This is a genomic window from Erythrobacter donghaensis (assembly GCF_002155425.1).
Classification (GTDB): Bacteria; Pseudomonadota; Alphaproteobacteria; order Sphingomonadales; family Sphingomonadaceae; genus Erythrobacter; species Erythrobacter donghaensis.
Map to the genome: position 1 here is coordinate 557,678 of NZ_MUYG01000010.1, position 26,991 is coordinate 584,668.

General features: G+C 65.2%; 28 protein-coding genes. 20 read left to right on the forward strand and 8 right to left on the reverse strand.

Annotated features, from left to right (window positions below):
• Positions 1-16: 16 nt before the first annotated feature.
• The 3 genes from era to lepB all read right to left on the reverse strand — a co-directional run bounded on the left by era (position 17) and on the right by lepB (position 2,591).
• Positions 17-952: a GTPase Era gene (era, locus tag BZF59_RS11180; RefSeq protein ID WP_086608307.1), complete on the reverse strand. Its 936-nt coding sequence runs from the start codon at positions 950-952 to the stop codon at positions 17-19.
• A gap of 119 nt (positions 953-1,071) precedes the next feature.
• Positions 1,072-1,758, reverse strand: coding sequence for a ribonuclease III (rnc, locus tag BZF59_RS11185; RefSeq protein WP_245806121.1), 687 nt, complete (start codon positions 1,756-1,758; stop codon positions 1,072-1,074).
• Positions 1,755-2,591 carry a signal peptidase I gene (gene lepB / locus BZF59_RS11190; protein WP_086608309.1) on the reverse strand — a complete coding sequence of 279 codons (837 nt, stop codon included), beginning with the start codon at positions 2,589-2,591 and terminating at the stop codon, positions 1,755-1,757. Before lepB ends, rnc begins: the two co-directional genes overlap by 4 nt.
• Before the next feature lie 49 nt (positions 2,592-2,640).
• Here lepB and pgi point away from each other — a divergent pair, with 49 nt between their 5' ends.
• From pgi to BZF59_RS11220, 6 genes are all read left to right on the forward strand, one after another.
• A complete protein-coding gene (pgi, locus tag BZF59_RS11195; protein WP_086608310.1) occupies positions 2,641-4,203 on the forward strand; it encodes a glucose-6-phosphate isomerase in 1,563 nt (520 codons plus the stop codon).
• A 254-nt stretch (positions 4,204-4,457) separates the two neighbouring features.
• Positions 4,458-4,856 (forward strand): hypothetical protein, encoded by a 399-nt coding sequence (locus BZF59_RS11200; RefSeq protein ID WP_086608311.1) that lies wholly within the window; start codon positions 4,458-4,460, stop codon positions 4,854-4,856.
• Positions 4,857-4,921: 65 nt separating this feature from the next.
• Positions 4,922-5,329 (forward strand): hypothetical protein, encoded by a 408-nt coding sequence (locus BZF59_RS11205; RefSeq protein WP_086608312.1) that lies wholly within the window; start codon positions 4,922-4,924, stop codon positions 5,327-5,329.
• A gap of 220 nt (positions 5,330-5,549) precedes the next feature.
• Complete coding sequence (locus tag BZF59_RS11210; RefSeq protein WP_086608313.1) at positions 5,550-7,067, forward strand: DEAD/DEAH box helicase; 1,518 nt, start codon at positions 5,550-5,552, stop codon at positions 7,065-7,067.
• A gap of 130 nt (positions 7,068-7,197) precedes the next feature.
• Positions 7,198-8,559 carry a glutathione-disulfide reductase gene (gene gorA / locus BZF59_RS11215; protein WP_086608314.1) on the forward strand — a complete coding sequence of 454 codons (1,362 nt, stop codon included), beginning with the start codon at positions 7,198-7,200 and terminating at the stop codon, positions 8,557-8,559.
• A complete protein-coding gene (locus tag BZF59_RS11220; RefSeq protein WP_086608315.1) occupies positions 8,556-9,278 on the forward strand; it encodes an SDR family oxidoreductase in 723 nt (240 codons plus the stop codon). Before gorA ends, BZF59_RS11220 begins: the two co-directional genes overlap by 4 nt.
• A gap of 1 nt (position 9,279) precedes the next feature.
• Here BZF59_RS11220 and BZF59_RS11225 read toward each other — a convergent pair whose 3' ends face one another.
• Positions 9,280-10,383, reverse strand: a complete 1,104-nt coding sequence (locus BZF59_RS11225) for an NAD(P)/FAD-dependent oxidoreductase (protein WP_086608316.1) — start codon at positions 10,381-10,383, stop codon at positions 9,280-9,282.
• A gap of 91 nt (positions 10,384-10,474) precedes the next feature.
• On the opposite strand from BZF59_RS11225, the gene BZF59_RS11230 reads away from it, so the two are divergent.
• From BZF59_RS11230 to BZF59_RS11295, 14 genes are all read left to right on the forward strand, one after another.
• On the forward strand, positions 10,475-12,007 hold the full coding sequence (locus BZF59_RS11230) for an acyl-CoA carboxylase subunit beta (RefSeq protein ID WP_086608317.1): 1,533 nt from the start codon (positions 10,475-10,477) through the stop codon (positions 12,005-12,007).
• 208 nt (positions 12,008-12,215) lie between these two features.
• Positions 12,216-12,668, forward strand: a complete 453-nt coding sequence (mce, locus tag BZF59_RS11235) for a methylmalonyl-CoA epimerase (RefSeq protein WP_086608318.1) — start codon at positions 12,216-12,218, stop codon at positions 12,666-12,668.
• Positions 12,669-12,772: 104 nt separating this feature from the next.
• Positions 12,773-13,558, forward strand: coding sequence for an enoyl-CoA hydratase-related protein (locus BZF59_RS11240; protein ID WP_086608319.1), 786 nt, complete (start codon positions 12,773-12,775; stop codon positions 13,556-13,558).
• A gap of 105 nt (positions 13,559-13,663) precedes the next feature.
• The gene (gene scpA, locus BZF59_RS11245) at positions 13,664-15,886 is read left to right on the forward strand and encodes a methylmalonyl-CoA mutase (protein WP_086608320.1); all 2,223 of its coding nucleotides are present in this window, start codon (positions 13,664-13,666) and stop codon (positions 15,884-15,886) included.
• Positions 15,887-16,217: 331 nt separating this feature from the next.
• Positions 16,218-17,246 (forward strand): biotin synthase BioB, encoded by a 1,029-nt coding sequence (gene bioB / locus BZF59_RS11255; protein ID WP_086608322.1) that lies wholly within the window; start codon positions 16,218-16,220, stop codon positions 17,244-17,246.
• Positions 17,243-17,647, forward strand: a complete 405-nt coding sequence (locus BZF59_RS11260) for a hypothetical protein (protein WP_143738149.1) — start codon at positions 17,243-17,245, stop codon at positions 17,645-17,647. The genes bioB and BZF59_RS11260 overlap by 4 nt, the downstream gene beginning before the upstream one ends.
• The gene (locus tag BZF59_RS11265; RefSeq protein ID WP_245806123.1) at positions 17,644-18,516 is read left to right on the forward strand and encodes an alpha/beta hydrolase; all 873 of its coding nucleotides are present in this window, start codon (positions 17,644-17,646) and stop codon (positions 18,514-18,516) included. The genes BZF59_RS11260 and BZF59_RS11265 overlap by 4 nt, the downstream gene beginning before the upstream one ends.
• Entirely contained in the window at positions 18,513-18,926 is a 414-nt protein-coding gene (locus BZF59_RS11270; RefSeq protein WP_086608324.1) for a hypothetical protein, read from the forward strand. Before BZF59_RS11265 ends, BZF59_RS11270 begins: the two co-directional genes overlap by 4 nt.
• A complete protein-coding gene (locus tag BZF59_RS11275; protein WP_086608325.1) occupies positions 18,923-19,723 on the forward strand; it encodes a heme-dependent oxidative N-demethylase family protein in 801 nt (266 codons plus the stop codon). Before BZF59_RS11270 ends, BZF59_RS11275 begins: the two co-directional genes overlap by 4 nt.
• Positions 19,724-19,874: 151 nt before the next feature.
• On the forward strand, positions 19,875-20,333 hold the full coding sequence (locus BZF59_RS11280; RefSeq protein ID WP_143738150.1) for a hypothetical protein: 459 nt from the start codon (positions 19,875-19,877) through the stop codon (positions 20,331-20,333).
• 246 nt (positions 20,334-20,579) lie between these two features.
• The gene (locus tag BZF59_RS11285; RefSeq protein ID WP_158094302.1) at positions 20,580-21,227 is read left to right on the forward strand and encodes a CPBP family glutamic-type intramembrane protease; all 648 of its coding nucleotides are present in this window, start codon (positions 20,580-20,582) and stop codon (positions 21,225-21,227) included.
• A gap of 86 nt (positions 21,228-21,313) precedes the next feature.
• Entirely contained in the window at positions 21,314-21,697 is a 384-nt protein-coding gene (locus tag BZF59_RS16065) for a hypothetical protein (protein ID WP_143738151.1), read from the forward strand.
• A 2-nt stretch (positions 21,698-21,699) separates the two neighbouring features.
• Positions 21,700-23,754 carry an acetyl-CoA carboxylase biotin carboxylase subunit gene (locus BZF59_RS11290; protein ID WP_086608328.1) on the forward strand — a complete coding sequence of 685 codons (2,055 nt, stop codon included), beginning with the start codon at positions 21,700-21,702 and terminating at the stop codon, positions 23,752-23,754.
• A 262-nt stretch (positions 23,755-24,016) separates the two neighbouring features.
• Entirely contained in the window at positions 24,017-24,301 is a 285-nt protein-coding gene (locus BZF59_RS11295) for a hypothetical protein (RefSeq protein WP_086608329.1), read from the forward strand.
• Here BZF59_RS11295 and BZF59_RS11300 read toward each other — a convergent pair whose 3' ends face one another.
• The 4 genes from BZF59_RS11300 to BZF59_RS11315 are packed head-to-tail and all read right to left on the reverse strand — an operon-like array spanning position 24,302 to position 26,983.
• On the reverse strand, positions 24,302-24,850 hold the full coding sequence (locus BZF59_RS11300; protein ID WP_086608330.1) for a chloramphenicol phosphotransferase CPT family protein: 549 nt from the start codon (positions 24,848-24,850) through the stop codon (positions 24,302-24,304). It abuts the gene before it with no gap.
• On the reverse strand, positions 24,850-25,308 hold the full coding sequence (locus BZF59_RS11305; protein WP_425429573.1) for a GNAT family N-acetyltransferase: 459 nt from the start codon (positions 25,306-25,308) through the stop codon (positions 24,850-24,852). Before BZF59_RS11305 ends, BZF59_RS11300 begins: the two co-directional genes overlap by 1 nt.
• A complete protein-coding gene (aroB, locus tag BZF59_RS11310; protein WP_086608332.1) occupies positions 25,305-26,423 on the reverse strand; it encodes a 3-dehydroquinate synthase in 1,119 nt (372 codons plus the stop codon). The genes BZF59_RS11305 and aroB overlap by 4 nt, the downstream gene beginning before the upstream one ends.
• Positions 26,414-26,983 carry a shikimate kinase gene (locus BZF59_RS11315; RefSeq protein ID WP_086608333.1) on the reverse strand — a complete coding sequence of 190 codons (570 nt, stop codon included), beginning with the start codon at positions 26,981-26,983 and terminating at the stop codon, positions 26,414-26,416. The genes aroB and BZF59_RS11315 overlap by 10 nt, the downstream gene beginning before the upstream one ends.
• Positions 26,984-26,991: the final 8 nt, after the last annotated feature.

Sequence of the window (26,991 nt, forward strand, 5' to 3'; positions counted from 1 at the left end):
GATGGTTACGTTATGCTTAGCGCACCCAGTCCAGCCCGATCTCCTCGAACAGTTCCTTGTCTTCGGCCCAGTTCTCCAGCACCTTCACGTGCAGGAACAGGTGCACCTTCACCCCCAGCACTTCCATGAGCTCCTTGCGCGCCGCCTCGCCGATCGCCTTGATCTTGGAGCCACCCTTGCCGAGCACGATCGCGCGCTGGTTGTCGCGGGTGACGACGATCTGCTGGTGAATCTCGACGCTGCCATCCTTGCGCAGCTCGTAACGCTCGGGCCGCACCGCGCTGTCGTAGGGCAGTTCCTCGTGGAGCTGCTGGTAAAGCTGTTCGCGCGTGATCTCGGCGGCGAGCAGGCGTTCCGAGGCGTCGGAGACCTGATCCTCGGGATACATCCAGTCGCCCTCGGGCATCATTCGCGCGAGGTGATCCTTCAATTCGCCGACACCCTCGCCGCTCAGCGCCGAGATGAAGAAGATCTCGGCGAAATCGACCTTGACGGCCAGTTCCTGCGCGAGCGCCAGCAGCGGCTCTTTCTTGGCGCGGTCGACCTTGTTGAGGACGAGGATCTTGCGTTCGGGCCTGCCGCTCAGCGTCTCCAGCAACGGTTCCAGCTCGTGGCGGCGCTGCTTGATCGGATCGACCAGCAGCAGCACAGCGTCGGCGGCTTCCGCGCCTTCCCAGGCAGCGCTCACCATCGCGCGGTCGAGGCGGCGCTTCGGGGCGAAGATGCCCGGCGTGTCGACGAGAATCATCTGGGTCGGCGCATCGTCCACCGCGTGCAGCGCAATGCCGAGCATCCGCGCGCGGGTGGTCTGCGCCTTGGCACTGGTGATCGCGACCTTCTGGCCGACGAGACTGTTCACCAGCGTCGATTTGCCCGCATTGGGCGCGCCGAGCACGGCGACGACGCCGCAGCGGGTGGCAGGGGAGGGGGAAGGGGAGGTGGGTTCGGTCATGCGCGGCTCTTATCGCTTCGTTGCGCACTTGTCGAAGGGCAGTGGCCGGGTCTTCGGGGCGATCCCGCTTCGCAATTGCACGGGAGGCCGATGTTTCACGTGAAACATTTCAAGAACATTTATCCGAACCGCTCCAGAAAGGCCTTGGCCGCCAGCCGCTCGGCCTCGCCTTTGCTGCTCGCGGTCGCTTCGGCATTGCCGACGTTGCGCACGCTGACTTCGACCGTGAAGCGCGCCGCGTGATCGGGGCCGGAGCGGTCGGTGACGGTGTAGACCGGCGGCGCGCGGCGATTGCCGGCCGCCCATTCCTGCAAGGCGCTCTTGGGGTGCTTGGCCTTGCCGACGTCGCCTTCGAGTTCCTTGGCCCAGAGGCGATAGATCAGGCCCTGTGCGGTATCGAAGCCGTGCTCGATGAAGCAGGCGCCGATCAGCGCCTCCATCACGTCGCCAAGGATCTTGTCGCTGTCCGCCCCGCCATCGTCGCGCGCCTGCTTGCCGAGGCGGATGTGTTCGGGCAGGCCGATGCTCCGTGCGATCCGTGCACAGGTGGTGCCGCTGACGAGCGCGTTGAGACGCTGCGAGAGCTTGCCTTCGGGCGCGTCGCCCGCGCGGAACAGCCAGGCTGCAACCGAGAGGCCCAGCACCCGGTCGCCGAGGAATTCGAGCCGCTGGTAATCCGCCGCATCGGCCGGGCCCGATCCGTTGAAACTGCCGTGGGTCAGCGCCTCCAGCCAGACGGCATCGTCGGTGGGGATAAAGCCGTGCTGTTCCAGCCATGCGCGCGCATCGGGCGAAAGGCCGGTCACAACAGGTTTCCGATGCGGTCCCAGCGCGCGGCGGAGAACCATGTGAGCGGATTGCCCCACTCGGCGCTGCCATCGGTCGACCACACGATGATGGTGGCGCGCCCGACCAGCAGATCCTCGGGCACCAGCCCCACGCCGAAACCGGCAGCAGCCTCGAACCGGCTGTCCAGCGAGCTGTCGCGGTTGTCGCCCATCACGAACAGGCGGCCGGGCGGCACGGTGACTTCGGCGAAGGTGTCGGCCCCCGGCACGGTTCCGAGGTCGAGCACCGTATAGGACGGGCCGCCCGGCAGGGTCTCGCGAAAGGCGGTGTAGCGGCAGGCCTCGGCCCCGTCGGCGGTGCGGACGACATCGGCCGATCCGCACAGGGTGTTGGGCGACATCGGCACAGCCAGAGCGGGCAGGGCCTCACGCGCCAGCGCCTCGCCGTTGAGCAGCACCTCGCCATTCACGACCGCCACGCGGTCCCCCGGCAGTCCGATCACCCGCTTGATATAGTCCTGCCCGTCGACCGGATGCTTGAAGATCACGATATCCCCGCGCTCGGGCGTGCGCGCCAGCAGGCGGCCATCGGGGAGCGGAAGGTCGAAGGGCAGGGAGTGGCGGGAGATGCCATAGGGCCACTTGGCCGCGAGCAGGTAATCGGCTGTCATCAGACGCGGCAACATGCTCTCGGTCGGGATCGAGAAGGGCGAGAATACGAATACGCGAAAGGCCAGCACCGCCAGCAACAGCTTGATGATAAACCAGACAAATCCGCCCCAGCTTTCGCCCGTGCGTGCAGCTTGGGCGGCGGGCGGCGTATCCCGGAGCGATTGGGTCTTAACATCCATCACCCGTGCCCTTACTCGCAGCCGCACACTTGCGCAAAGGGGAACGGTTATGAGCACTTCCGAGACAGGCCGCGACGAAGCCGGGATTGCCGCGGCGTGGGCGGGCCTGCGGGCGCTGCCGCAGCCGACACTTGCCGATCTGTTCGCCGCCGATCCCGCGCGGCCCGAGGCGCTCACACGCCGCATTGTCTGGCCGGTCGAGCCGGGGAGCGAGGCCGAGGCGGGGATGCTGATCGACTTTTCAAAGACCCACCTTTCCGATGAGGCGCTGACCCTGTTTGAGGCGCTGACTGAAGCGGCCGATTTCGGCGCGATGCGCGATGCGCTGTTCGGCGGCGGGATCGTCAACCCCACCGAGGGCCGCGCCGCTACCCATGGCGCGCTGCGCGGCAGCGGCACCCCGGCGCAGGTCGAAGAGGCCGACGCGCTGCTCGCCCGCATGGGGATGCTGGTCGAGGCGATCCATGAAGGTGCGCTGGGCGAGGTCAAGCACTGCATCGCCATCGGCATCGGCGGATCGGCGCTCGGGCCCGCGCTGGCGATCGACGCGCTGACCCGCGATCTGGCGTTGGTCGATGTCCACGTGGTCTCCAACATCGACGGGCTGGCGCTCGAACAGGCGTTCCGCGCCTGCGATCCGGCGACGACGCTGATCGCAGTGGCCTCCAAGACCTTTACCACCATCGAGACCATGACCAACGCCGCCAGCGCATTGAAGTGGCTCGCCGATAATGGTGTCGAAGACCCCGGCGGGCGGGTGGTGGCGCTCACCGCCTCGCCCGAAAAGGCGGTTGAATGGGGCGTGGACGAAACTCGCGTGCTGCCTTTCATCGAAAGCGTCGGCGGGCGCTACTCGCTGTTCTCCAGCATCGGCTTCCCGGTTGCGCTGGCGGTGGGGATGGACGAATTCCGCGAAATGCTGGCCGGCGCGAAGGCGGTGGACGATCACTTCCGCGCCGCGCAGGGCCGCGCCAATGCGCCGCTGCTGGCGGCTTTCGGCGACCTCTACTACAGCCGGATTCGTGGCTGCCAGACCCGCGCGGTGTTTGCCTATGACGAACGCCTCGCGCTGCTGCCCGACTATCTCCAGCAGCTCGAAATGGAATCCAACGGCAAGAGCGTGACCGCCGAGGGCGCACCGGTCGACGGGCCGACTGCGGCGATCACCTGGGGCGGGGTGGGGACGGACGCGCAGCACGCGGTGTTCCAGCTGCTGCATCAGGGCACGCACCTGATTCCCGTCGATTTCCTCGTCAGCATCGCGCCCGGTGACGAGCTCGACCCGGCGCATCATCGAATCCTGCTGATGAACTGCCTCGCCCAGGGCGCGGCGCTGATGGCGGGGAAACCCTCGGACGATCCGGCGCGTGCCTATGCGGGCGACCGGCCTTCGACCACCTTCCTGATCGACGATTGCGACGCGGCGGCGCTGGGCGCGCTGATCGCCTTCCACGAACACCGCACCTTTGCGGGCGCGGTGCTGATGGGGATCAATCCCTTCGACCAGTTCGGGGTGGAGTTGGGCAAGGCGATCGCCAAGCAGATCGAATCGGGCGAGGGCAGCTTCGATGCCAGCACGATGGCGCTGATGGCCGCCGCGGGACTGCGCTGAGCGCGCCAGCGTGGTGCAGGATAGCCACAGTGCCTGCAGGTGATTGCGCGCGCACGCACACTTGTTCCTCGCAATAGTTGCAGGCTTGCGTGCGATCGTAGGAAAATTACTTGAAACTGATGAGTGCTGGCAAGAATCAACGGATTTTCGCCATCCACCGCGTTCGATTTGCACCTCTCGGCCAAATGCGTATTCTGGATGACGAACGGCGTTAACCGCAACGCCGCCTCTCATCCTCCTCGCAAGGAAGCCCCATGATCCGTGCTGCCATCACCCCTGCCATCGCCCTGATTGCCGCCATCGCCGCGCCGGTGGCCGCCGACGACCAGGCGCAGGGGGACGGGACGGCACGCTCGAAGGTCAAGCCCGCGCGCCTGATCGAATTCACGGGCGACCGCGAGTTTCTGAAGACCTCCTCGCGCCTGCGGGTGTGGCGTGCCGAAGTCGGCTACACGCTCGACGTCAACCCTGCGGGGGTGCCGACCGATTGCGAACTGACCGACAAGTTCCGCATGAATTACGTGAACGACAAGCTGTGCGAGGTGCTGCTGAAGCATCACACCTTTGAACCGGCGGTCGATGCCAGCGGCGCCCCGGTCGAGAGCAGCTACGAAGGCTCGCTCAACTACGTGGAACTGCGCGAAAAGGAGTGACACTGCGGCGGAACTGCGTTACATTTCAGCCGTTTCCATAGTCGCAGTTTGGAAAGGCACCTGAGATGATGCAGGCTTCGTTCAAGCTTGTCGCTATCGCCGCCGCGCTCGGCTCCGTACCGCTGGCCGCGAGCACCTCCGTGACCCCGCAGCCTGCCGAAACCGGCGCCGCGCAGGCATCGCAGACACCGCAGCTGGTTTCGATCAATTACGAACGCCTCTATCGCCGCATGGTGCAGGCTGGAATGGTCTCGCAGGTGCTCGAATACAGCCTTTCGGTCGATGCCGAGGGCAAGGCCACGGGTTGCAGGTTCGGACGCGACTTCCGGATGCTTTCGACCGAACGGGAAGTGTGCCGCTCGTTCTTGCGCTCGGTCAGCTTCGAACCGGCGCGCGATGATGCAGGCAATCCCGTTGCGGGCACCTATCGCGGCAAGGTCGAAATTGCTTCATTCTTCCAGCCCGACCGATAATCCTTTGACATTCGGGCGCCGAGGGCCCATCTGCGCCCCATCGAAGCGCGCTAGCCATGCGTGAAGCGGCGGAATTCTAAAAGCATCCGCCCCGGCCGCGCCTCGATTTTTTCCCAAGACTTCCCTTTTCACGCGGGCGGTTTCAACCCCCGCGCCGCGCGCCCCATCCGTATGTTCGGGGGTCTGCGCGCGTCGCAGATTATTTGCGAGTTTCAATTACATGACCACTTTTGCTGACCTCGGGCTGTCTCAGCCCGTGCTCCAGGCCCTCGACATGAAGGGCTATTCGACGCCGACCCCGATTCAGGAGCAGGCGATCCCCGCCGTGCTCAAGGGCCGCGACCTGCTCGGCATCGCGCAGACCGGCACCGGCAAGACCGCCGCCTTCATGCTCCCCAGCATCGACCGGCTGCGCGAGGCCGACAAGCAGATCCCCTTCAAGTCCTGCCGCATGCTGGTGCTCGCCCCGACGCGTGAACTGGCGGTGCAGATCGCCGACAGCGCCAAGGATTACGGCGCGCTCGCCGGGCTGAAGGTGCAGTGCATCGTCGGCGGCACGAGCGTGGGCAAGGATCGCAACAAGCTGCACCGCGGCACCGATATTCTGGTCGCCACGCCGGGCCGCTTGCTTGACCTGATCGACCAGAAGGCGCTCAATCTCAACGGGATCGAAGTGCTCGTGCTCGACGAAGCCGACCAGATGCTCGACCTTGGCTTCATCCACGCGCTGCGCAAGATCAAGGAGCTGGCCCCCAAGGATCGCCAGACGCTGTTCTTCAGCGCGACCATGCCCAAGGCGATCAAGGAGCTGGTGAGCGGCTTCTGCAACAACCCGGTGCAGGTCTCCGTCACGCCCGAAAGCACCACCGCTGAGCGGATCGACCAGTATCTGTTCATGGTGCAGCAGGACGAAAAGCTCTCGCTGCTCCAGATGATCCTCCAGCGCCGCCATGCTGTGCCCGGAGAATTCGAGCGGATCCTGATCTTCACCCGCACCAAGCACGGCGCGGACCGCGTGGTGAAGAAGCTCGCGCACGCCGGGATCGAGAGCAATGCGATCCACGGCAACAAGTCGCAGCCTCAGCGCCAGCGCGCGCTTGACGAGTTCCGCAAGGCGCGTGTGCCGATCCTGATCGCGACCGATGTGGCCGCGCGCGGGATCGACATTCCGGGCGTGAGCCACGTGATCAATTACGAGCTGCCCAACGTGCCCGAACAATATGTGCACCGCATCGGCCGCACCGCGCGTGCGGGCAAGGAAGGCGTGGCGATCGCCTTTTGTGCCGAGGACGAGCGCGCCTATCTGAAGGATATCCGCAAGGTGACCGGCGCAGAGCTGGATCGCCTGCCGCTGCCCGACAATTTCCGCGCCGTGGTCGAGGGCGAAGGCCCGACCAAGCCTGAGCCGCGCCAGCCGATGAAGCGCGTTCAGGCGCGTCCGCTGGGTCAGCGCAAGCCGCAGGGCGAACATCGCGGCGAGCGCCGTGAGGGCGGCGAGCGTCGTCCGCAGCAGGGCGATCAGCGCCGCAGCGGCAATGCGCCGCAGGGTGAGCGCCGTCCGCAGGGCGATCGCAAGCCGCAACAGGCGCAGGGACAGGGCCGTCCCGCGGGAGGCGGTGATCGTCGCCAGCCCGGCGGCGGTGGCCGTCCCGGTGGCAATGGCGGCAATGGCGGCGGTCGCGGTCGCGGTCGCTCCGGCGGCGGCGGTGGCGGTCGTCCGCGCGCTGCCAGCGTCTGACGCGCCCCTACAGTCTTACGCCTGATCCGTAACGCATGATGATGGCGAGGCGAAATCCTGCAACAGGAGTGCGCCTCGCCATTGGTTTTTGTGGTTGCTTGGGCCATATCGCGCTTCCTCAGACAGAAGGATGCGCGCCGTGGCCGACGAATACGACTTTGACCTCTTTACCGTCGGTGCAGGCTCGGGCGGGGTGCGCGCCAGCCGCGTTGCCGCAGCCCACGGCGCGCGGGTGGCGGTGGCCGAGGAATACCGCGTCGGCGGCACCTGCGTCATCCGCGGTTGCGTGCCCAAGAAGATGCTCGTCTATGGCGCGCATTTCGCCGAGGATCTGGAAGACGCCCAGCGGTTTGGCTGGACGGTCGAGGGCAAGAGCTTCGACTGGATCGCGCTCCGCGACCGGGTGCTCGACGACGTGACCCGGCTCGAAGGGCTCTATGGCCAGACCCTTTCGAACCACAATGTTACCATCTTCAAGGAACGCGCCACAATCACCGGCGATCACGAAGTGACGCTGGCGAGCGGCAAGGTCGTCACCGCCGCGCATATCCTGATCGCCACCGGCGCGCGCCCGCACGTGCCGTCTTTCCCCGGCAGCGAGCATGTCATCACCTCGAACGAGGCGTTCCATCTGGACAGCCTGCCACGCCGCGTCCTGATCGCGGGCGGCGGCTATATCGCCAATGAATTCGCCGGGATCTTCAACGAATTCGGCTGCAAGGTGACGATCGCCAACCGTTCGGACACGATCCTGCGCTCTTACGACGCAAGCTTGCGTGACCGGCTGCTGCAAATCTCGATGGTCAAGGGCATCACCTTCCTCTTCAACGCCGAGTTCGAGAGCATCGAGAAGCAGGACGACGGCTGCCTGTTGGTCAGGCTGACCGGGCAGGAGGCCTGCGAGTATGACGCGGTGATGGTCGCCACGGGCCGTTTGCCCAATATCGAAGGGCTGGGGCTGGAGACGATCGGGGTCGAGACCGGCAAGCGCGGGCAGATCGTGGTCGACGAATTCAGCCGCACCAATGTGCCTTACGTCTATGCCGTGGGCGACGTGACCGACCGGGTGCAGCTCACCCCCGTGGCGATCCGCGAAGGGCAGGCTTTTGCCGACTCTGTGTTCGGCCCGGGCGAGCCCTATGCGGTCGACCATTCCTGCGTGCCGAGCGCTGTCTTCAGCCATCCGCCCATCGCCGCCGTCGGCATGACCGAGGGCGAGGCGCGCAACACCCTCGGCAATATCAAGGTCTACCAGTCGGACTTCCGCCCGATGAAGCACGTGGTCGCGGGCCGCAACGAGCGGTGCCTTTACAAGATGATCGTCGACGCGGCGAATGACCGGATCGTCGGCATCCACATGATCGGCCCCGAAGCGCCCGAGATCATGCAGGCCGCCGCGGTGGCGGTGAAGGCCGGGCTGACCAAGGCCGATTTCGACGCGACGGTCGCGATCCACCCGACCATGGCGGAAGAGCTGGTGCTGTTCAAATGAGGGTAACCGGCAAGACCGTGCTGCTGACCGGCGGCAGCGCCGGGATCGGGCGCGAAATGGCGCGGCAGCTCAAGGCCAAGGGAGCGCAGGTGATACTCACCGGGCGCGATCCCGCGCGGCTCGATGCGATGGCAGCGGAGGGGTTCGAGACCCTCGCTGCTGACCTGTCGAGCGCTGCCGGGGTCGATTCGCTGGTGGCGATGCTGGGCGAGCGGGACATCGACATCCTGATCAATAATGCCGGCCAGCTGGTCGATCATGATTTCCGCAAGGGTTCTCCCGATCCCGATGCAGCGAATGATGGCATCTATGCCAACCTCACCGCCCCGATCCGGCTGATCACGGCGCTGGTCCCGCGTTTGCGCGCTCGGCCACAAGCGGCGATTGTCAATGTCACCAGCGGCCTAGCGATCGCTCCGGCGGCGCGTCAGCCGGTCTATTGCGCGACCAAGGCGGGACTTCGCTTTTACACGCTGGCCCTGCGCGAACAGCTGAAGGGCACCTCGATCAAGGTGATCGAGGCGCTGCCGCCAGTGGTCGACACTCAGATGAACGACGGCAATCCGATGAAGAAGATGCCAGCGCAAGAATGCGCCCGTCAGATCATTGTCGCGCTCGAACAGGGGCGGGACGAGGCCAATATCGGCATGACCCGCGCGCTGCGGCTGGTCGAATCCATCGCGCCGTCGCTGGCGCGGCGCATGACGCTGCGGTTCTGACTCACGCCCCCAGCCGCGCTGGCGAGAAGCTTTTGAACGAAAGCCCCGCCGCCGCTGCATCCTTTGGGAACGCGAGACCCAGCACCGCCGCCGCCGCGATGCGCGACAGCGCCGGCGCGGTCTGGAACCCCGCACCGCCTTGCCCTGCGCACCAGATGAAGCCGGGCACCTCCGCCGCTTCGCCCACTACCGGCAGCTCGTCCGGCGCGAAGCTTCTGAGGCCCGCCCAGCTGTGGCTGATACGGCGGATGGGGAGGGTGGTCGCCTGCTCCACCCGGTCGGCGGCAATGGCAATATCGAGCTCCTCGGGCGCGGCGTCGCAAGGGTCGGACGGGGTCTGGTCCATCGACGAAGCGAGCAATTGGCTGCGCCCCTCGGGGAGCAGGTAGAAGCCTTCGCCAACGGTCTTGGTGAAGGGCCATGCGTGGACGTCCTCGCCCTCGGGTGCGGGAAAGCTGATAACCGTGCGGCGGCGCGGCTCGATGCCGATGGGGCGGGCACCCGCCATCCGCGCGATGGCGTCTGCCCAAGCCCCGGCGGCATTGACCAGCACGGGTGCGGCGTAAGTTTCGCCTACCGTTTCGACCCGCCACCCATCGCCGTCGCGCGCGATGGCACCGACCCGCGCCCCCGTTACCAGAGTCCCCCCCGCAGCTTTCAGACCGGCGACGTGCGCCTGAAGCATCGCATGGGTATCGAGCTTCAGCGAACCGTGATCGATGAGCGCTGCGGCGCAGGCATCCGGGCGAAGGGCGGGCATCAGCGCGTGTGCCTCATCGGCGCCGATACGCGCATAGTCGCACCCGTAATGCCGGTGCACCGCCTCAAGCGCATCCAGCGCTGCGATCTCCTCCGCAGCGGCGATATGCAGCGCCGGATGCACAGAGCCATGAACCGCCAGCTCCGCCATACTCAGCGCGGTCAGCGTCCGAACGGGCTCGTTGCCGAGGCCGTAATGCGCAAAGGCCACGCTCCGCCCCGAGGCGTGATAGCCCGGCGCGCTTTCGCCCTCCAGTACCACCACCCGTGCATGCGGCGCGATCCGCGCGGCGAGGCTCAGCCCCGCGATGCCGCCGCCGATCACCACCACATCCGCCGTCTGCATCGCGACTCCTCCCGGCACTTTTGCCACGTTGACGCTTGGAACGTGTTAAGGCAACGCACCCGATCAAGAGAGCCACCGGAGAGGAACCCCCGTGTCCGCCAACATCGCCGAAATGGAACGCCGCCGCGAAGCAGCCCGGATGGGCGGCGGGCAAAAGCGCATCGACGCCCAGCACGCCAAGGGCAAGCTGACCGCGCGCGAACGGCTCGACGTGCTGCTCGACGAAGGCAGCTTCGAAGAGCTCGACACCTATGTCGAGCACGACTGCGTCGATTTCGGCATGGAGAGCCAGAAGATCACCGGCGACGGGGTGGTGACCGGCAGCGGCACCATCAACGGGCGGCTGGTCTACGTGTTCTCGCAGGACTTCACCGTCTTCGGCGGCTCGCTGTCGAAGCGCCATGCTGAGAAGATCTGCAAGGTGATGGACACCGCAATGAAGGTCGGCGCGCCGGTGATCGGCCTCAACGATTCGGGCGGCGCGCGCATTCAGGAGGGCGTGGCGAGCCTCGGCGGCTATGCCGAGGTGTTTCAGCGCAATGTGCTCGCCAGCGGTGTGGTGCCGCAGATCAGCCTCATCATGGGGCCGTGCGCGGGCGGGGCGGTTTACTCGCCCGCCATGACCGACTTCATCTTCATGGTGAAGGATTCCAGCTACATGTTCGTCACCGGCCCCGACGTGGTGAAGACTGTCACGAATGAGGTTGTGACGCAGGAGGAACTGGGCGGGGCGATCACCCACACCACCAAGACCAGCGTTGCTGATCTCGCCTATGAGAACGATGTCGAGGCTCTGCTGGCGACCCGCCGTTTCATGGACTTCCTGCCTCTGTCGAACCGCGAGGAGGTGCCGACGCTCCCCACCAGCGATCCGTGGGACCGGCTGGAAAACAGCCTCGACACGCTGATCCCCGATAATGCCAACCAGCCCTATGACATGCATGAGGTCATCACCAAGGTGCTCGATGAGGGCGACTTCTTCGAAATCCAGCCAGCTTATGCAGGCAACATCATCTGCGGTTTCGGCCGGGTGGAGGGCCGCACCGTGGGCGTGGTGGCGAACCAGCCGATGGTGCTGGCGGGCGTGCTCGACATCAATTCCTCGAAGAAGGCCGCGCGCTTCGTTCGCTTCTGCGATGCCTTCGAGATTCCGATCATCACCTTCGTCGACGTCCCCGGCTTCCTCCCCGGCACCGCGCAGGAACTGGGCGGGATCATCAAGCACGGCGCGAAGCTGCTGTTCGCCTATGCCGAGGCGACCGTGCCCAAGATCACCGTCATCACCCGCAAGGCCTATGGCGGGGCCTATGACGTGATGGCGTCGAAGCACCTGCGCGGCGATTTGAACTACGCCTGGCCGACCGCGGAAATCGCCGTCATGGGCGCCAAGGGCGCGGTGGAGATCATCTTCCGCCAGGAAAAGGACGACCCCGCCAAGATCGCGGAGCGGACGAAGGAATACGAAGACCGGTTTGCGAACCCCTTCGTGGCGGCCCAGCGCGGTTATATCGACGAGGTGATCTACCCGCACTCGACGCGGCGGCGCATTGCGCTGGGGCTAAGGAAGCTACGGACGAAGCAGCTGGAGAACCCGTGGAAGAAGCATGACAATATTCCGCTGTGACCAAGAATATCATCATTGCGGCCCTTAGCCTGACGCTCATCTGGTTTGGGGCCTCACTAGTTCGTGTCGAAAATGAGCGTTACGCTCTTGAACTTGAAATGTGTGGGACGTGGTCGCCTGAGCACTCCATGAAACGAGCGGAATGCTTGAAAGAAGTCGAAACGCGAACTGGGCCACTGGCCCACCTATTCTACGGATTGGGAATTCTATGAAACTCGGCCGTCTCAACCACATCGGGGTCGCCACGCCCTCCATCGCGGACTCGATCGCGTTCTACCGCGACGTGATGGGCGCGACGAAGATCCACACGCCGTTCGACCTTGAGAAGCAGGGCGTGAAGGTCTGCTTCGTCGATACCCCCGGCTCGGACGGGGCGATGAATGGCACCCAGATCGAGCTGATCGAGCCGCTGGGGGCAAACTCCACGCTCGCGGGCTTCCTCGCCAAGAACCCGCTCGGCGGGCAGCATCACCTGTGCTTCGAGGTGCCCGACATCGCCGAGGCGCGCTCGGAATTCGAGGCGTTGGGCAAGCGCATCCTCGGCCCCACGCGCATCGGCGCGCACGGCACCCCGATCTTTTTCGTCCATCCCAAGGACATGGGCGGCATGCTTACCGAGATCATGGAGACGCCCAAAGAGGGCACGCACTGGTCGAATTGAACTGCTTGTCATTCCCGCGAAAGCGGGAACCCAGAGCGGCGCGCGGTGCCCTTGGCCCTGGGTCCCCGCTTTCGCGGGGATGACAGAATTGGAGAGAAACGAAAATGTCCTACGAAACCATCCGCGTTGACCGCGAAGGCCCGCTGCTCACCATCACCCTCAACCGCCCCGAGCGGCTCAACGCCATGCCGCCGCAGATGGCGGACGAGCTGGGGCAGGCGTTCTACGACCTCGGCGATGCGCGTGCGGTGCTCATCACGGGTGAGGGCAAGGGCTTCTGCTCGGGCGCGGATCTTTCGGCGCGGGGTGCAGGGAGTGCGCTCGGCAGCAAGGGCGGCAGCCACGAGGCGTTGATCAATCACTACAACCCTGCGATCAGCCAGCTCATCCGCGCGCAGGTGCCGGTGATCTGCGCGGTCAATGGCCCGGCGGCGGGCGTGGGATGCAGCCTCGCGCTGGCGGCGGACTTCACCATCGCGGGCAAGAGCGCGTATTTCCTGCAAGCCTTCGTCAATATCGGCCTCGTGCCCGACGGCGGCTCGACCTGGCTGCTCACCCGCGCCATCGGCCGCGCGCGCGCGACGCGGATGATGATGCTGGGCGAGAAGATCTCGGGCGAACAGGCCGAAGAATGGGGCCTCGTCTACAAGTGCGTCGATGATGCCGACCTGATGACCGAAGCCCGCGCCCTCGCGGAGAAGCTCGCCAACGGCCCGACCATCGCCTACGCCACGATGAAGCGTAATATCGCCACCGCGCTCGACCAGAACCTGCAAATGGTGCTCTTGGCCGAGGCCGAGGGCCAGCGCGTCGCAGGCGCGACCAAGGACGCGATGGAGGGCGGCATGGCCTTCCTCCAGAAGCGCAATGCGGAATTCAAGGGGCACTGATCGCCCCCATCTCCGTTCGTATCGAGCGGAGCACGCAGTGCGCAGTCGAGATACCCTGGTGCGGTGTCTCGACTTCGCTCGACACGAACGGAAAATGGTTGAGCAATGACCCAAAAACCCACCCCCGCTGACTGGAAAGCCCTCGCCGACAAGGAGGTCAAGGGCCGCGACCTGACCTGGCGCACGCCCGAAGGCTTCGACATCAAGCCGCTCTACACCGCGGAAGATCACGCAGGCTTCGACCCCGGGCTCCCCGGCTTCGCGCCCTTCACGCGCGGGGTCAAGGCGAGCATGTATGCAGGCCGTCCGTGGACGATCCGGCAGTACGCAGGCTTCTCCACCGCCGAGGAATCGAACGCCTTCTACCGCCGCAATCTGGCGATGGGGCAGAAGGGCTTGTCGGTCGCCTTCGACCTCGCCACTCACCGCGGCTATGACAGCGATCACCCGCGCGTCGTCGGCGATGTCGGCAAGGCGGGGGTGGCGATCGACACGGTCGCGGACATGGAGATTCTGTTCAACCAGATCCCGCTCGACAGCATGAGCGTCTCGATGACGATGAACGGTGCGGTGATCCCGGTATTGGCCTTCTTCATCGTCGCGGCGGAACGTCAGGTCGTGTCGCAGGACAAGCTCGAAGGCACGATCCAGAACGACATCCTCAAGGAGTTCATGGTCCGCAACACCTATATCTACCCGCCCGAGCCTTCGATGCGGATCATCTCGGACATCATCGCATATACCTCGGCCAACATGCCGAAGTTCAACAGCATTTCGATCAGCGGCTACCACATGCACGAGGCCGGGGCGACCGCGGTGCAGGAGCTTGCCTTCACCATAGCCGACGGCAAAGAATATGCGCAGCGCGCGATGGCAGCGGGGCTCGATATCGACGCCTTCGCCGGCCGCCTCAGCTTCTTCTTCGGCATCGGCATGAACTTCTTCATGGAGATCGCCAAGCTGCGCGCCGCGCGCACGCTGTGGTACCGCGTGATGGACGGACTGGGGGCGAAGGACGAACGCTCCAAGATGCTGCGCACCCACTGCCAGACGAGCGGCGTCAGCTTGCAGGAGCAGGACCCCTACAACAACGTCATCCGCACCACGGTGGAGGCAATGGCGGCGGTGCTGGGTGGGACGCAGTCGCTCCACACCAATGCTCTGGATGAAGCGATTGCGCTCCCGACCGATTTCAGCGCCCGCATCGCCCGTAACACCCAGCTGGTGCTGCAAGAGGAGAGCGGCATCTGCAACGTCGTCGATCCGCTCGGCGGCTCGCACTATATCGAGGCGCTGACCGCGACGCTGGTCGAGCAGGCCGAGAAGCTGATCGCCGAGGTCGACGCGGCGGGCGGCATGACCGCCTACGTTGCCACCGGCGCGCCCAAGGCCGCGATTGAACGCGCGGCGGCGGAAAAGCAGACTAGGGTCGACAAGGGCGAAACCGTGATCGTCGGGGTCAACAAGTACCGCAAGGAGAGCGAGGACGCGCTCGAAACGCTGGAGGTCGACAACCAGAAGGTCCGCACCGGCCAGATCGCCCGCCTCGCCAAGGTGCGCGAAGGCCGCGATGAGGTCGCCTGCCGCGCGGCACTCGCGGCGCTGACAGCGGGGGCGCGCGTGAGTCCCCGCGCAGGCGGGGACCTCGGTCGGCAAGTCGCTCCCTCGCCTGAGGCCCCCGCCTGCGCGGGGGATCACAATCTTTTGGCATTGGCTGTGGAATGCGCCCGCGCCGACGCTACCCTCGGCGAGATTTCCGCTGCGATGGAAGAGGTCTTCGGCCGCCACGATGCCACGCCTGCGCCGGTCACGGGCGTCTACAAGAGCGCCTACGAATTCGATCGCCGCTGGGCGCAGGTGACCGACGGGGTCGAAGCCGTAGGCCGCCGGTTGGGCCGCAAGCCGAAGATCATGATCGCCAAGATGGGCCAGGACGGCCACGACCGCGGCGCGAACGTGATCGCGAGCGCCTTCGGTGACATGGGCTTCGAGGTCATCTCCGGCCCGCTGTTTCAGACCCCGCAGGAAAGCGCCGCGATGGCGCTGGAGCACGACGTCGACGTGGTCGGCGCGTCGAGCCTCGCCGCAGGCCACAAGACCCTGATACCCGAATTGATCCGGCTGCTGAAGGAAGCGGGCCGCGGCGATATCAAGGTCACCGCCGGCGGCGTGATCCCCCCGCAGGACTACGACTACCTGCGCGAGGCGGGGGTGCAGGGGATCTACGGGCCGGGGTCGAACGTGGTGGAGTGCGCGGCGGATATTCTGGTGCTGCTCGGGCATAATATGCCCCCGCTCGGCGAGGGGCTGGACGAGGCGGCGGAGTGAATATCAAGCTTCTCTGGGCCGCCGGCGCCATAGTATACATCGTATGGGCTGTTCGGCGGCTCCACATTGCTTGGAGCCAAGGCTACGTTCTTGAGGTGGACGATCCCGATTTTGGCCATGAGCTGGGGCGAATGTCGCATCGAGAGAGGTCATGGCGCTTCTGGATCAGCGTGACCATAACGGCATTTCTGTTGCTGGTAGTCTCGGCTTTCCTGACTTGGCTGATCGCTGACGCAATCTGAAATCACCTTGCCGTCAAAACTTGCCGTCACCCTGAACTTGTTTCAGGGTCCACCGCGCCCCAAGCGCTGCAGCATGAAAGGATAAATGGATGCTGAAACAAGTTCAGCATGACGGTGTGCGCACCGACTGGACCCGTGCCGAAATCGCGGCCCTCTTTGACCTCCCCTTCACCGAGCTGCTGTTTCAGGCTGCGACCGTCCACCGCGAATATCACCCGCCCACGCAGGTGCAGCTGTGCACGCTGCTCTCGATCAAGACCGGCGGGTGTCCGGAGGATTGCGGCTATTGCTCGCAGTCGGTGAAGGCTGACAGTGGCGTTGAAGCGACCAAGCTGATGGACGTGCAGGCCGTGCTCCAGCGCGCGGCGCAGGCCAAGGATGCAGGCTCCCAGCGGTTCTGCATGGGCGCGGCGTGGCGCAATCCCAAGGACCGCGACATGCCTGCGATCGTCGAGATCGTGAAGGGCGTCCGCGACATGGGTCTCGAAACCTGCATGACGCTGGGGATGCTCGAACCGCATCAGGCTGAGATGCTCAGCGAAGCCGGCCTCGATTACTACAACCACAATATCGACAGCAGCCCCGAATATTACGAGCGCGTCATCTCCACGCGCGATTTCCAGTGCCGGCTCGATACGCTGGATCACGTCCGCAAGGCGGGCATCAACGTGTGCTCGGGTGGGATCGTCGGCATGGGTGAGACGCGCGAGGACCGGGTGGGCTTTGTCCACACGCTCGCCACCCTGCCGCAGCACCCGGAGAGCGTGCCGGTCAACGCGCTGGTGCCGGTCAAGGGCACGGTGCTGGGCAATATGCTGGCCGACACGCCGCTCGCCAAGATCGACGATATCGAGTTCGTCCGCACGGTCGCGGTCGCGCGGATCACCATGCCGCGCTCGATGGTGCGGCTGTCGGCGGGGCGCGAATCGATGAGTGAGGCGACGCAGGCCCTGTGCTTCCTCGCGGGCGCGAATTCGATCTTCACCGGCGACAAGCTGCTGACCGCGCCCAATGCGGGCGACGACAGCGACGGCGCGCTGTTCGCCAAGCTGGGCCTCACCGCATTGAAAGGCGAGGAACCCGCGCGGGCGTGCAAGAGCGCGGTGCCGGCGGAGTGATCGGACTTCTGGCACTTGCGCTGGCGGCGACCGAACCTGCGCCGGATGTTCCGCCGCCCGGTTGCGAGGAGCGTGCACCGATCCGCGACCCGGCGGTCTGCGCGCCGCTTTACGACGACGGCACCTTTGTGATCCAGAATATGGAGAGCGTGGCCGTCGGGTCGACGGCGGAGATGGAGCATGTTTGGGCAATGACGCGGCACTGCGGGCTCGACAACCGGATCGATGGCGTCGGGAAGGTCGATATTGCGGTCTACGACATCTTCAATGCGACCGAACAATCGCGCGCCTGCGTGATCGACTGGATACGCGAGAATGCACTCGACCTCGTGTTTACGCAGGAGAGGTTCGACCAGCGGTTCGAAGCTGCACCTCTGATCGGGAAGACGTCGCAGCCATGATGGTGCTGGCGCGCTTTCGATGGATCGGTGCCGCGCTGGCAGCGATGATGTTGGGCTCCGCAGCAGCGGCTCAGGCGGACACACCGCAACCCGCTCCGCTCACCATTGGCGAGACCGTGACGCTCGAAGCGCTGGGCGAAAAGCGCGGCGTCAATATCGTCCTGCCGATCGATTACGCCGAGGAGCCGGACCGGCGCTGGCCGGTGGTCTATCTGCTCGATGGCGGGGTGACGCAGGACCTGTTCATGGGCGCTGGCCTCCAGCGCTGGAACACCATCTGGGGACGCAGCGCGGATGCGATCATCGTCGGGATCGAGACGAAGAACCGCCAGCGCGAACTGCTCCCGCCGACCGGCGATGCCGCCGAGAGCGGACGCTGGCCGACCGCGGGTGAAAGCGCGGCTTTCCGGCAGTGGATCGCGGAGACCGTCGAACCGCTGATCGAAGCACGCTATCGCCATGACGGCACCGCTGTCCTCGCCGGTGAAAGCGCGGCGGGGCATTTCGTGGTCGAGACCTGGGCCGAGGCACCCGCGCTGTTCACCGGCTACGTTGCAATCAGCCCGAGCCTGCAATGGGATTTCGAGGCGCTCAGCCGCCGCCCGCTGGGTGACGGCAATCGCCCGCCGCTCTACCTCAGCCTCGCTGACGAGGGCGGGGCTACCGAGAGCGGGATGATGCGGCTGCTGGACGCGCTGCCCGCGGAGCAGCCCTACTGCTTTTCCGATCGCCGCACCGAGCTTCGCCATGCCACGGCACTGCACGGTCTGCTGCCCGAAGCGTTGCAATATCTCCTGCCGACGGGTGTTGATTACCTTGATGACTACGGCTTCACTTTGCGCTGCGAGAAGCGGGGAGGGACAAGGTGATCCGCCGCGCCGCAGTGCTGCTGGCGCTGGCCGGGGCGCTGCTCGTGCCGCAGGGCGCCCATGCCTGCTCGTTCACATGGGCCAAGGGTTACTCGCCGCGCGACATTCAGCGCCGCGCGGATATCTTTGTCGTACGCGGGGAATTTCGATTCGTCGACGGGCGGACTGGCGGGGATATTCCTGAAGGCGTCAGCGAGGTTTGGCCGGAGCCGGGTACGGGCGACTTGTTGGGCCGGATCGAGCGGAAAAGCGGCAAGATGATGCTGACGCGGCAGTTCTACAGCGAGTTTTCGGTCGAATGTCAGGCCTATCTCGCGCCGCTTACCGCTGGGGCCGGAAGGTATTGGCTGGAAAGGCGGCGCGGCAAGGATGGTCGCTATCGTATCCTGATGTGGAAGCCGGACGAATGAGTCTCGGCTTCTCGGTCGACACGCTGCTCCCCAAGGCGCGCGGGGGCGGGCAGCTCAGGATGGGGCTGGTGAAGCTGGAGGAGCATCAGTGGCTCCAGCCTGCGCCCGATCTTGCAGCGCGCGCGGCGGGTTTTGCCGACTGGCCCGAGGGCGTGCAACTGACCCCCGAAGTCGATGCACCGGGCCGCGAGCTGGCGGCCATGCTCGGTGTCCCGGTTGGCTTCGATCAAGTCGCGCTTCCCGAGGCGGCGCGGGCGGTCCACGAAGACCTCTGCCTGCTCACCAAGCGTGAGGGCGAGGAGGTCTACCGCCTGATCGGCGCCGCCGTTGCATGGCCCTCGGACTGGCGCCCTGCCGAGAAAATCGGCCTGCCCCTGCGCGCGCTCCACGCGCCGATCGCGGGCTACGAGGAGCAGCTCGCCACCGGGGTCGGCCGCTTCATGGAGACCCTGCGCCCCGGCCCGATCTACGCCCGCTGCAACTGGTTCATCGCCGCCACGGGAGACCGCCGCTGGCTCCCCGAGCGGCCCCCGTTGGAAGCCTTCGCCCACGTCACGCCCGAGAACGCGGGCGAGACCCTGTTCGTACGCTCCGAACGCCAGACGCTCCGCCGGCTCCCGCAAACGGGCGCAATCCTGTTCGGCATCGGTATATATGTGGAGCCACTTGGCAAACTCTCTCCCGCCAACATCGCCATGCTGGGCAAGGCGGTGCAGACGCTCGTCAGCGGCGAGGGCGACCGGCGCGGGGCATCGGCCTATGCGGACAGCCTGATCGGCTACGCCGCCACAAAATAAAATATCCCTGAAACCAGAAGCTTTGTCAGATCCTGTCGCATTCCGACAAGTCACGGATTTGCCATTACGCGTGGCAGGCGTAGGATAGACGCCGCGCACCTGACAGAGGGGCGTGATCAAAGGGGTCGCATATTCTCGGAGGGGAGGAATTATGCGTAAATTACTTCTTATGGCAGCCGCCTTTGCTTTGCCGTTGTCGGCCTTTTCGGTGCCTGCCGCCGCGCAGGACTCGACCGAAATGAAGGCCGAGCGCATGGAAGGGGTCACTTGGGCCCGCGTCGTCATGACCAAGTTCAAACAGGGCAAGCGCGAGCGGGCGCTCGACATCATCAAGAACTACTTCGCCAAGGCGGATTCCATGACCGGCAAGGACTCCGGCGTCCACGGCATCCACCTCAACACCGGCGAATGGGACATCATCTATGTCTTCCCGATGAAAGGCGGCCCCAATGACATGACCTGGGCAACCTCGCCCGAGGACATCGAATGGATGACCGCGATGATCAAGCTGGTCGGCACGCAGGAAAAGGCGATGGAGCTCATCAACGAATTCGACACGCTGATTGCCAACCAGACCAGCTATGTCGGCCACGCTCACGCGGATCACTGATCGGTGCTGATAGGTTGACAAGTCCAGGTTGATGGTGGCCTCCGGTCATGCGATAGGCGTAGCAAGCGTCTGAATTCGCGGCTGGAGGCCACACTTGTTTCAGGGAGTTCCTGCAGACTGCCAGCGCGTCGGTAGCGTCTCGACTTCGAGGATCGACAGCCTGGTGACCTGTTCCGGGAAGGCTGCACATGAAGTTGTTTCCGGCATGACGATCCAATGCCGCTCCGATGCTGGAATCGTTATCCGATGATCGCGGCTATTGTCGCACTGGGCGGAGCGGCGCTGGTGGTGGGTTTGAAGGCGCGGGGCGTGTTCGGCGAGGGCCTGCCCGCGCGAGTGCGCGCTGCGGCGGGACTGTGGCTGGTGGCCGGTGGCGGGTTCTGGCTGGCGCTGGAACAAACCGGCTTCGATCCCGCCAGCATTGGCCTCTATACCTTCGGTTGGCGGCAGGCGGGGATGGGGGTGTTGCTCGGCGTCCTCGGGATTGCGTCCGTGCCGTTTTACATTCTCGTCGCTCGAAGGCTCGGCGGGGAGGCCCACAATGCCGAGGCGCTGGCGGCACTGTCAGCGGCACCCTTGCCGCAGCGCCTGTTCCTGCTGGCGACTATCGGTGTCACCGAAGAGGTGATCTTCCGTGCGATCGGTATTGGCGGATTGATCGCGGCAGGCGTGCCCCTTGCGGCGGCAGTGGCGGTGTCACTCGCGGTGTTCGTGCTGCTCCACCGTTCCTCGTGGGGCGCGGTCCACCTGCTGTTTGTGACGGTAGCGGGCGGACTGATGACCGCGGCTTTCCTGCTCGGCGGGCTATGGGCGGCGGTGCTGGCGCATTTGATCGTGGATGCGCCGATGTTCCTCGTTGGCAAGGCGATGGCGCGGCGCAGCGCGCCCGCCTGACCCTGTCGCAAATCCGCTAGCTTGCCTGCCAGCCCAACCCTCGGCATAGCCACATCATAGAGGGGCAAGGGAGGAAGTGTCCGCGCATGTCTGCAATGCTGCCGAACAAACATTGCGCGGCGATCTTGCGGAGCGCCGTGTTGGCCATCGCCATGATTGTTGTGATGCCCGCTGCGGCATCAGCTTGCGCTATGCCAGAGCTAAATCCTGACCTCAGATTACAAAAGGCAAAAGCCAACGCGAGCCACATCGTCGTCGGCAGTCTGACGCCAAGCCATCGTGTCTCTCGTACACATGGATCTATCGTTCCCCAGAAAGTCGAGAGGGGCGCGCGTAGAAAACGGTTTGCAACAATTGGATATTTTATCCCCTGTGTTTACGAGTCACAAGCTGTGAAGAAAGCTCGATTCTATTTGGTCGAGGTGAAGACGGGGAATTTCATGATATTGGCTATAGAGGCAATTAAATAAAAATGTTCTCGAAAATCCTGATTGCCAACCGCGGCGAGATCGCCTGCCGGGTCATCACCACCGCGAGGCGGATGGGGATCAAGACCGTCGCGGTCTATTCCGACGCTGACGCGCGCGCGCCTTTCGTGGTCATGGCGGACGAGGCGGTGCATATCGGTCCGTCGCCTGCGGCGGAGTCCTACCTCCTCGCCGACAAGATCATCGCCGCCTGCAAGCAGACAGGAGCCGAGGCGGTGCACCCGGGCTACGGCTTCCTCTCCGAGCGGACCTCCTTTGCCGAGGCGCTGGCGAAGGAGGGTATCGCCTTCATTGGTCCGCCGGTGAACGCCATCGCCGCGATGGGGGACAAGATCGAGAGCAAAAAACTCGCCAAGGAAGCGGGCGTCAATATCGTCCCCGGCTTCGTCGGCGAGATCGAGGATACCGAGCACGCGGTGCGCATCTCGAACGAGATCGGCTATCCGGTGATGATGAAGGCCAGCGCCGGGGGCGGGGGCAAGGGGATGCGCCTGGCCTACAACGAGGCCGACGTGCGCGAAGGCTTCGAGAGCGTGAAGCGCGAAGGCCTCAACTCCTTTGGCGATGACCGCGTCTTCATCGAGAAGTTCATCCTCAATCCGCGCCACATCGAAATCCAGATCCTCGGCGATCAGCACGGCAACATCCTCTACCTGAACGAGCGCGAATGCTCGATCCAGCGGCGCCACCAGAAGGTGGTCGAGGAAGCGCCGTCGCCTTTCGTCACGCCCAAGATGCGCAAGGCCATGGGCGAGCAATGCGTCGCTCTGGCGCGCGCGGTGGGCTATTACTCTGCGGGCACGGTCGAGCTGATCGTCAGCGGCGCGGACCCGACGGGGGAGAGCTTCTACTTCCTCGAAATGAACACCCGCCTGCAGGTCGAACACCCCGTCACCGAGGCGATCACCGGCATCGATTTGGTCGAGCAGATGATCCGCGTGGCGGCGGGCGAACCCCTCGCCATGACGCAGGACGATATCGGGATCGATGGGTGGGCGATCGAGAACCGCGTCTATGCCGAAGACCCCTATCGCGGCTTCCTGCCCTCAACCGGGCGGCTGGTGCATTACAGCCCGCCGCTCCCCGGCTGGCAGGAGGACGAGATGGTTGCGGGCAAGCCCCGGCGCGGGGTGGCGCGCGATAATGGCAGCGTGCGCGTCGACGACGGCGTTTACGAAGGCGGCGAGGTCTCGCGCTTCTACGACCCGATGATCGCCAAGCTGATCACCTGGGCCCCGACCCGCGACGAAGCGGCGGACCTGCAGATCGAGGCGCTCGACAATTTCCGCATCAAGGGGCTGGGGCACAACGTCGATTTCCTCTCGGCGATCATGCAGCACCCGCGCTTCCGCTCGGGCGAGCTGACCACCGGCTTCATCGCCGAGGAATACCCGGAAGGCTTCCACGGGGCGGCGACCAGTGATGACATGAAGCGCATCCTTGCCGCGGTGTGTGCGGGCAATGAGTTCACCCTGCAATCGCGCGCGCGGCGGATCAGCGGCCAGCTTGACGGGCCTTTACAGGTGACCTCCGAATGGATGGTGAAACTCGGCGATGAACGCTTCGAGGTCACGCTGGGCGAGGGTCACGCCATCGTCGACGGCGTGCGGGTCGAGGGCGCCTGCAACTGGCGGCCTGGCATGGTCGAGGCCGAGGCGACCGGGAAGGTCGAGGGCGGCGCGGAGCACAATCTGGGCCTGATCGTCGAGCGTATCGGCAACCAGTGGAAGGTGACCACGCGCGGCGCTGCGCACACCGCGCTCGTCATCCCGCAGCGGCTGGCGCGGCATGAATCGCTGATGCTCGAAAAGGTGCCGCCCGATCTTTCCAAGCTGCTGATCTGCCCGATGCCGGGGATGCTGGTGAAGCTCCATGTCGCCGAGGGCGAGACCGTCCAGCCCGGCCAACCCCTCGCCACGGTCGAGGCGATGAAGATGGAGAATATCCTGCGCGCCGAGAAGGAAGGCGTGATCGCCAAGATCAACGCGGCCGAGGGCGAGAGCCTCGCGGTGGATGCGGTGATTCTCGAACTGGAATGACAGGCGCCTGGTGCAGGGCCCCCAGCCGGATGGGCTTGACCGCTTGCGACCGAAGGCCCGTTCTTCCGTCAACCTGAATGATTATTGCGCAAGCCCGCAATGGGGTTGCCGATTTTGTTGCCATTTTGCGCCATTCCGGTGATTTCCGACACAAATTCCACGGCGGCGCTGTCCTACACTTCAATCCGTGAGACAATTTGTCTTGGCCGAGTCGCGGTATCTCCCGTGGCGGCGGATTGAATCTCTGTGGGAGGATTTGATCATGGCACATACCGGAACCGGGTTTTTCGACCGGAAGGGGCATTTCTTCAAGACCGCACGCGAGGCGACGGTGAGCGATCTGGCGGGCTTGCTGGGGCAGATCGGCGAGGGCGAGAGCCTTGCGCCGGGCATCGCCTACATGCTGCTCGAACGCCGCGGCGAGATCGAGCGGCTGTTCGCCGAGCATGACCGGATGCTGGAAGAAGAAGCGGCGATGAAGGCAGCGCGCGCCAGTGCCGAGCCGGCGGACAATGTCGCCCACCTGCCGGCCCGCCCGGCGCATTGATCAGCCGGCAAGGCGCGCAAGAATTTCCCGCGCCAACCCGGCTGGTGTGTCGGTGCTGGTGTCGACAGTCATGTCGTAGTCGATACCGACGTGGAGAAATCCGGCCTGATCACGCGCAAGGCCAATCAGGCGGTCGCCGCGCTCGCGCTCGCGTTGTTCGGTGACTGCGATCGGGGCCTCGACCTTGATGAGCACGAGCCGCGCGTCGCTGGTCCGCCTGCGGTAATCGCTGATGGCTTCAGCCTCGCAGACCTCGTCGACGATAGCGCTCATTCCGCTGGCAGCAATTTTCGCGACGAACTCTCGCATGGCCTCAAGCAGTAACTTTCCGCGCGGGCCCATCGTTATGCGCGGCAAGGGCCCGTCGGCTGTGTCGATGCGTGTCACAGGGAACCACGTGGGATCGTTTTCGCGGCCCGCAGGCACCATGCCTACAAAATCATCCATGGCGACAATCAGGAAGCTCTCATCCGCGGCCTCCTGCAAGGCTTTTGCAAGGCTCGATTTCCCCGCGCTGCTGACGCCGTTCAGGACGACGATTGTGCCCATCAATCGAGCGCCAGATGCAGGCACTGGTTGAAGTCGGTGAGCACGTAGTGGGCAAAGGCGGGCCCATTCACGAAGCCCCGTCGCCGGTAGAGCGCCAACGCGGGCTCGAAGGCGGGGCCTGAGCCGGTCTCGAGGCTGAGCACCGTCAGCCCTTCGCCGCGCGCATGGGCGATGATCGTCTCGAGCAGCGCGGCGGCGAGGCCCTGTCGCAGGAAATCGGGGTGGGTGCGCATCGACTTGATCTCGCCGCGCTGCCCATCGAGCCGCTTCAGCGCGCCGATTGCGGCCACCCGGCCATCGCCCCGCGCCTCCCACACGGTGACATCGTCGGTCTGCAAACCGCTCAGATCAAGCGCAAAACTGAGCCCCGGCGGCGAGCCTTCCACCATCGCCCGCTGGTGATAGGCGATCAGCGCCTGCACCTCGGGATCGTCGAGGTCGGCGCGGGCCATTCTCACCCGGCCAGCTCCGCATCGAGAAAAGCAGCGATGTCCGCCAGATCGACATCGCGCACGACGTAAGCCTCGCCCAGTGCGCGCAGCAGCAGGAAGGGCAGGGTGCGCGCTTCGGCCTTCTTGTCGTGGCGCATGTGGTCCACCAGCGCCGCGCCGTCGCAGGCAAGGCCGAGATTAGGGAGCCGCGCGGGCAGGCCTGCCGCCGCGATCGCCGTCTGTGCGCGGGTTGCATCGGCGACGGAAATCTCGCCGCGCCGCGCTGAATATTTTGCCGCCAGCACCATGCCCATCGCCACCGCCTCGCCGTGAAGCAGGCGGTCGGAGAAGCCAGTTTCGGCCTCCAGCGCATGGCCGAAGGTGTGGCCGAGGTTCAGAAGCGCGCGCAAGTCCTGCGTCTCGCGCTCGTCAGCAGCGACGATCCGCGCCTTCATTGCGATGCTGGTTGCGATGGCGTGCTCGAGTGCCGCCGGTTCGCGCGCCAGCACGCCTGCGCCGTTGGCCTCCAGCCATGCAAAGAACGCGGCATCTCCGAGCAACCCGTACTTCAGCACCTCGGCATAACCCGCGCGCATTTCCCGATCCGGCAGCGTCCCGAGCACCAGCGGATCGATCAGCACCAGCGCGGGCTGATGGAAGGCGCCGATCAGGTTCTTGCCCTCACCCGTGTTGATCGCGGTCTTGCCGCCGACCGAGGAATCCACCTGCGCCAGCAGCGTCGTGGGCAATTGCACGAAGCCCACCCCGCGCTTGGTGATGGCGCAGGCAAAGCCGACGAGATCGCCGACCACGCCGCCGCCCAGCGCGAAGACATGATCCTTGCGGGTGATTCCGAGCGCCAGCAGCCAGTCGGTCAGTGCTTCGAGCGCGCCCCAGCTTTTCGAATCCTCGCCCGGCTCGACGACGAACCACTCCACCGAAAACCCAGCCAGCATCAGGTCTTGCGTGATCGCGTCCGCGCAAAGCCTGTGGGTGTTGGAATCGGCGACGAAGGGCACCGGGCGGTCAGGGCCGTAGGTTTTGAGAAATGCGGCGCCGGCTTCGGGCAGGCGGGCTAGCAGCCCTTCCTCGATCACCACTTCATATTCGCGCCCGGCCAGCGCGACGGGAATTACAGCCATTGGTCTATCGCCTCGATGATCGCGCGGGCGGTGTCGGCATGGGGGCCGTTCTCGCTGACGACGCGGATATGCGCCTGCCCATAGAAGGGCGCCCGCTCGCGCGCCAGACGGATCAGAATTTCGCGCGGGTCGCCGGTCTTGAGCAGCGGGCGGTTGCCGCGGCGCGCGGTGCGCTCAACCAGCGTGTCGACATCGCAGTCGATCCACACTGCGATGCCGCGCTCCAGCACCAGGGCACGGGTGGAAGGATCGACAAAGGCCCCGCCGCCGGTGGCGATCACCCCGTGGCCTTCCTCGATCAGGCGGGCGATGACGCGCCGCTCGCCATCGCGGAAATAGGCCTCGCCGAAGGTTTCGAAGATTTCCGGGATGGTGCGCTGGGCGGCTTCCACAATTGCCTCGTCGGCATCGATGAAATCCCGTCCGAGCATCGCGGCCAGCCTGCGCCCGACAGTCGACTTGCCCACGCCCATCAGCCCCACCAGCACCACCGGGCGGGTGATGCGCGCCGCCAGCCCTTCGGGGACGGAATGATCGTGGGAGGGCGGCTCAGCGGACATTGCCGCAG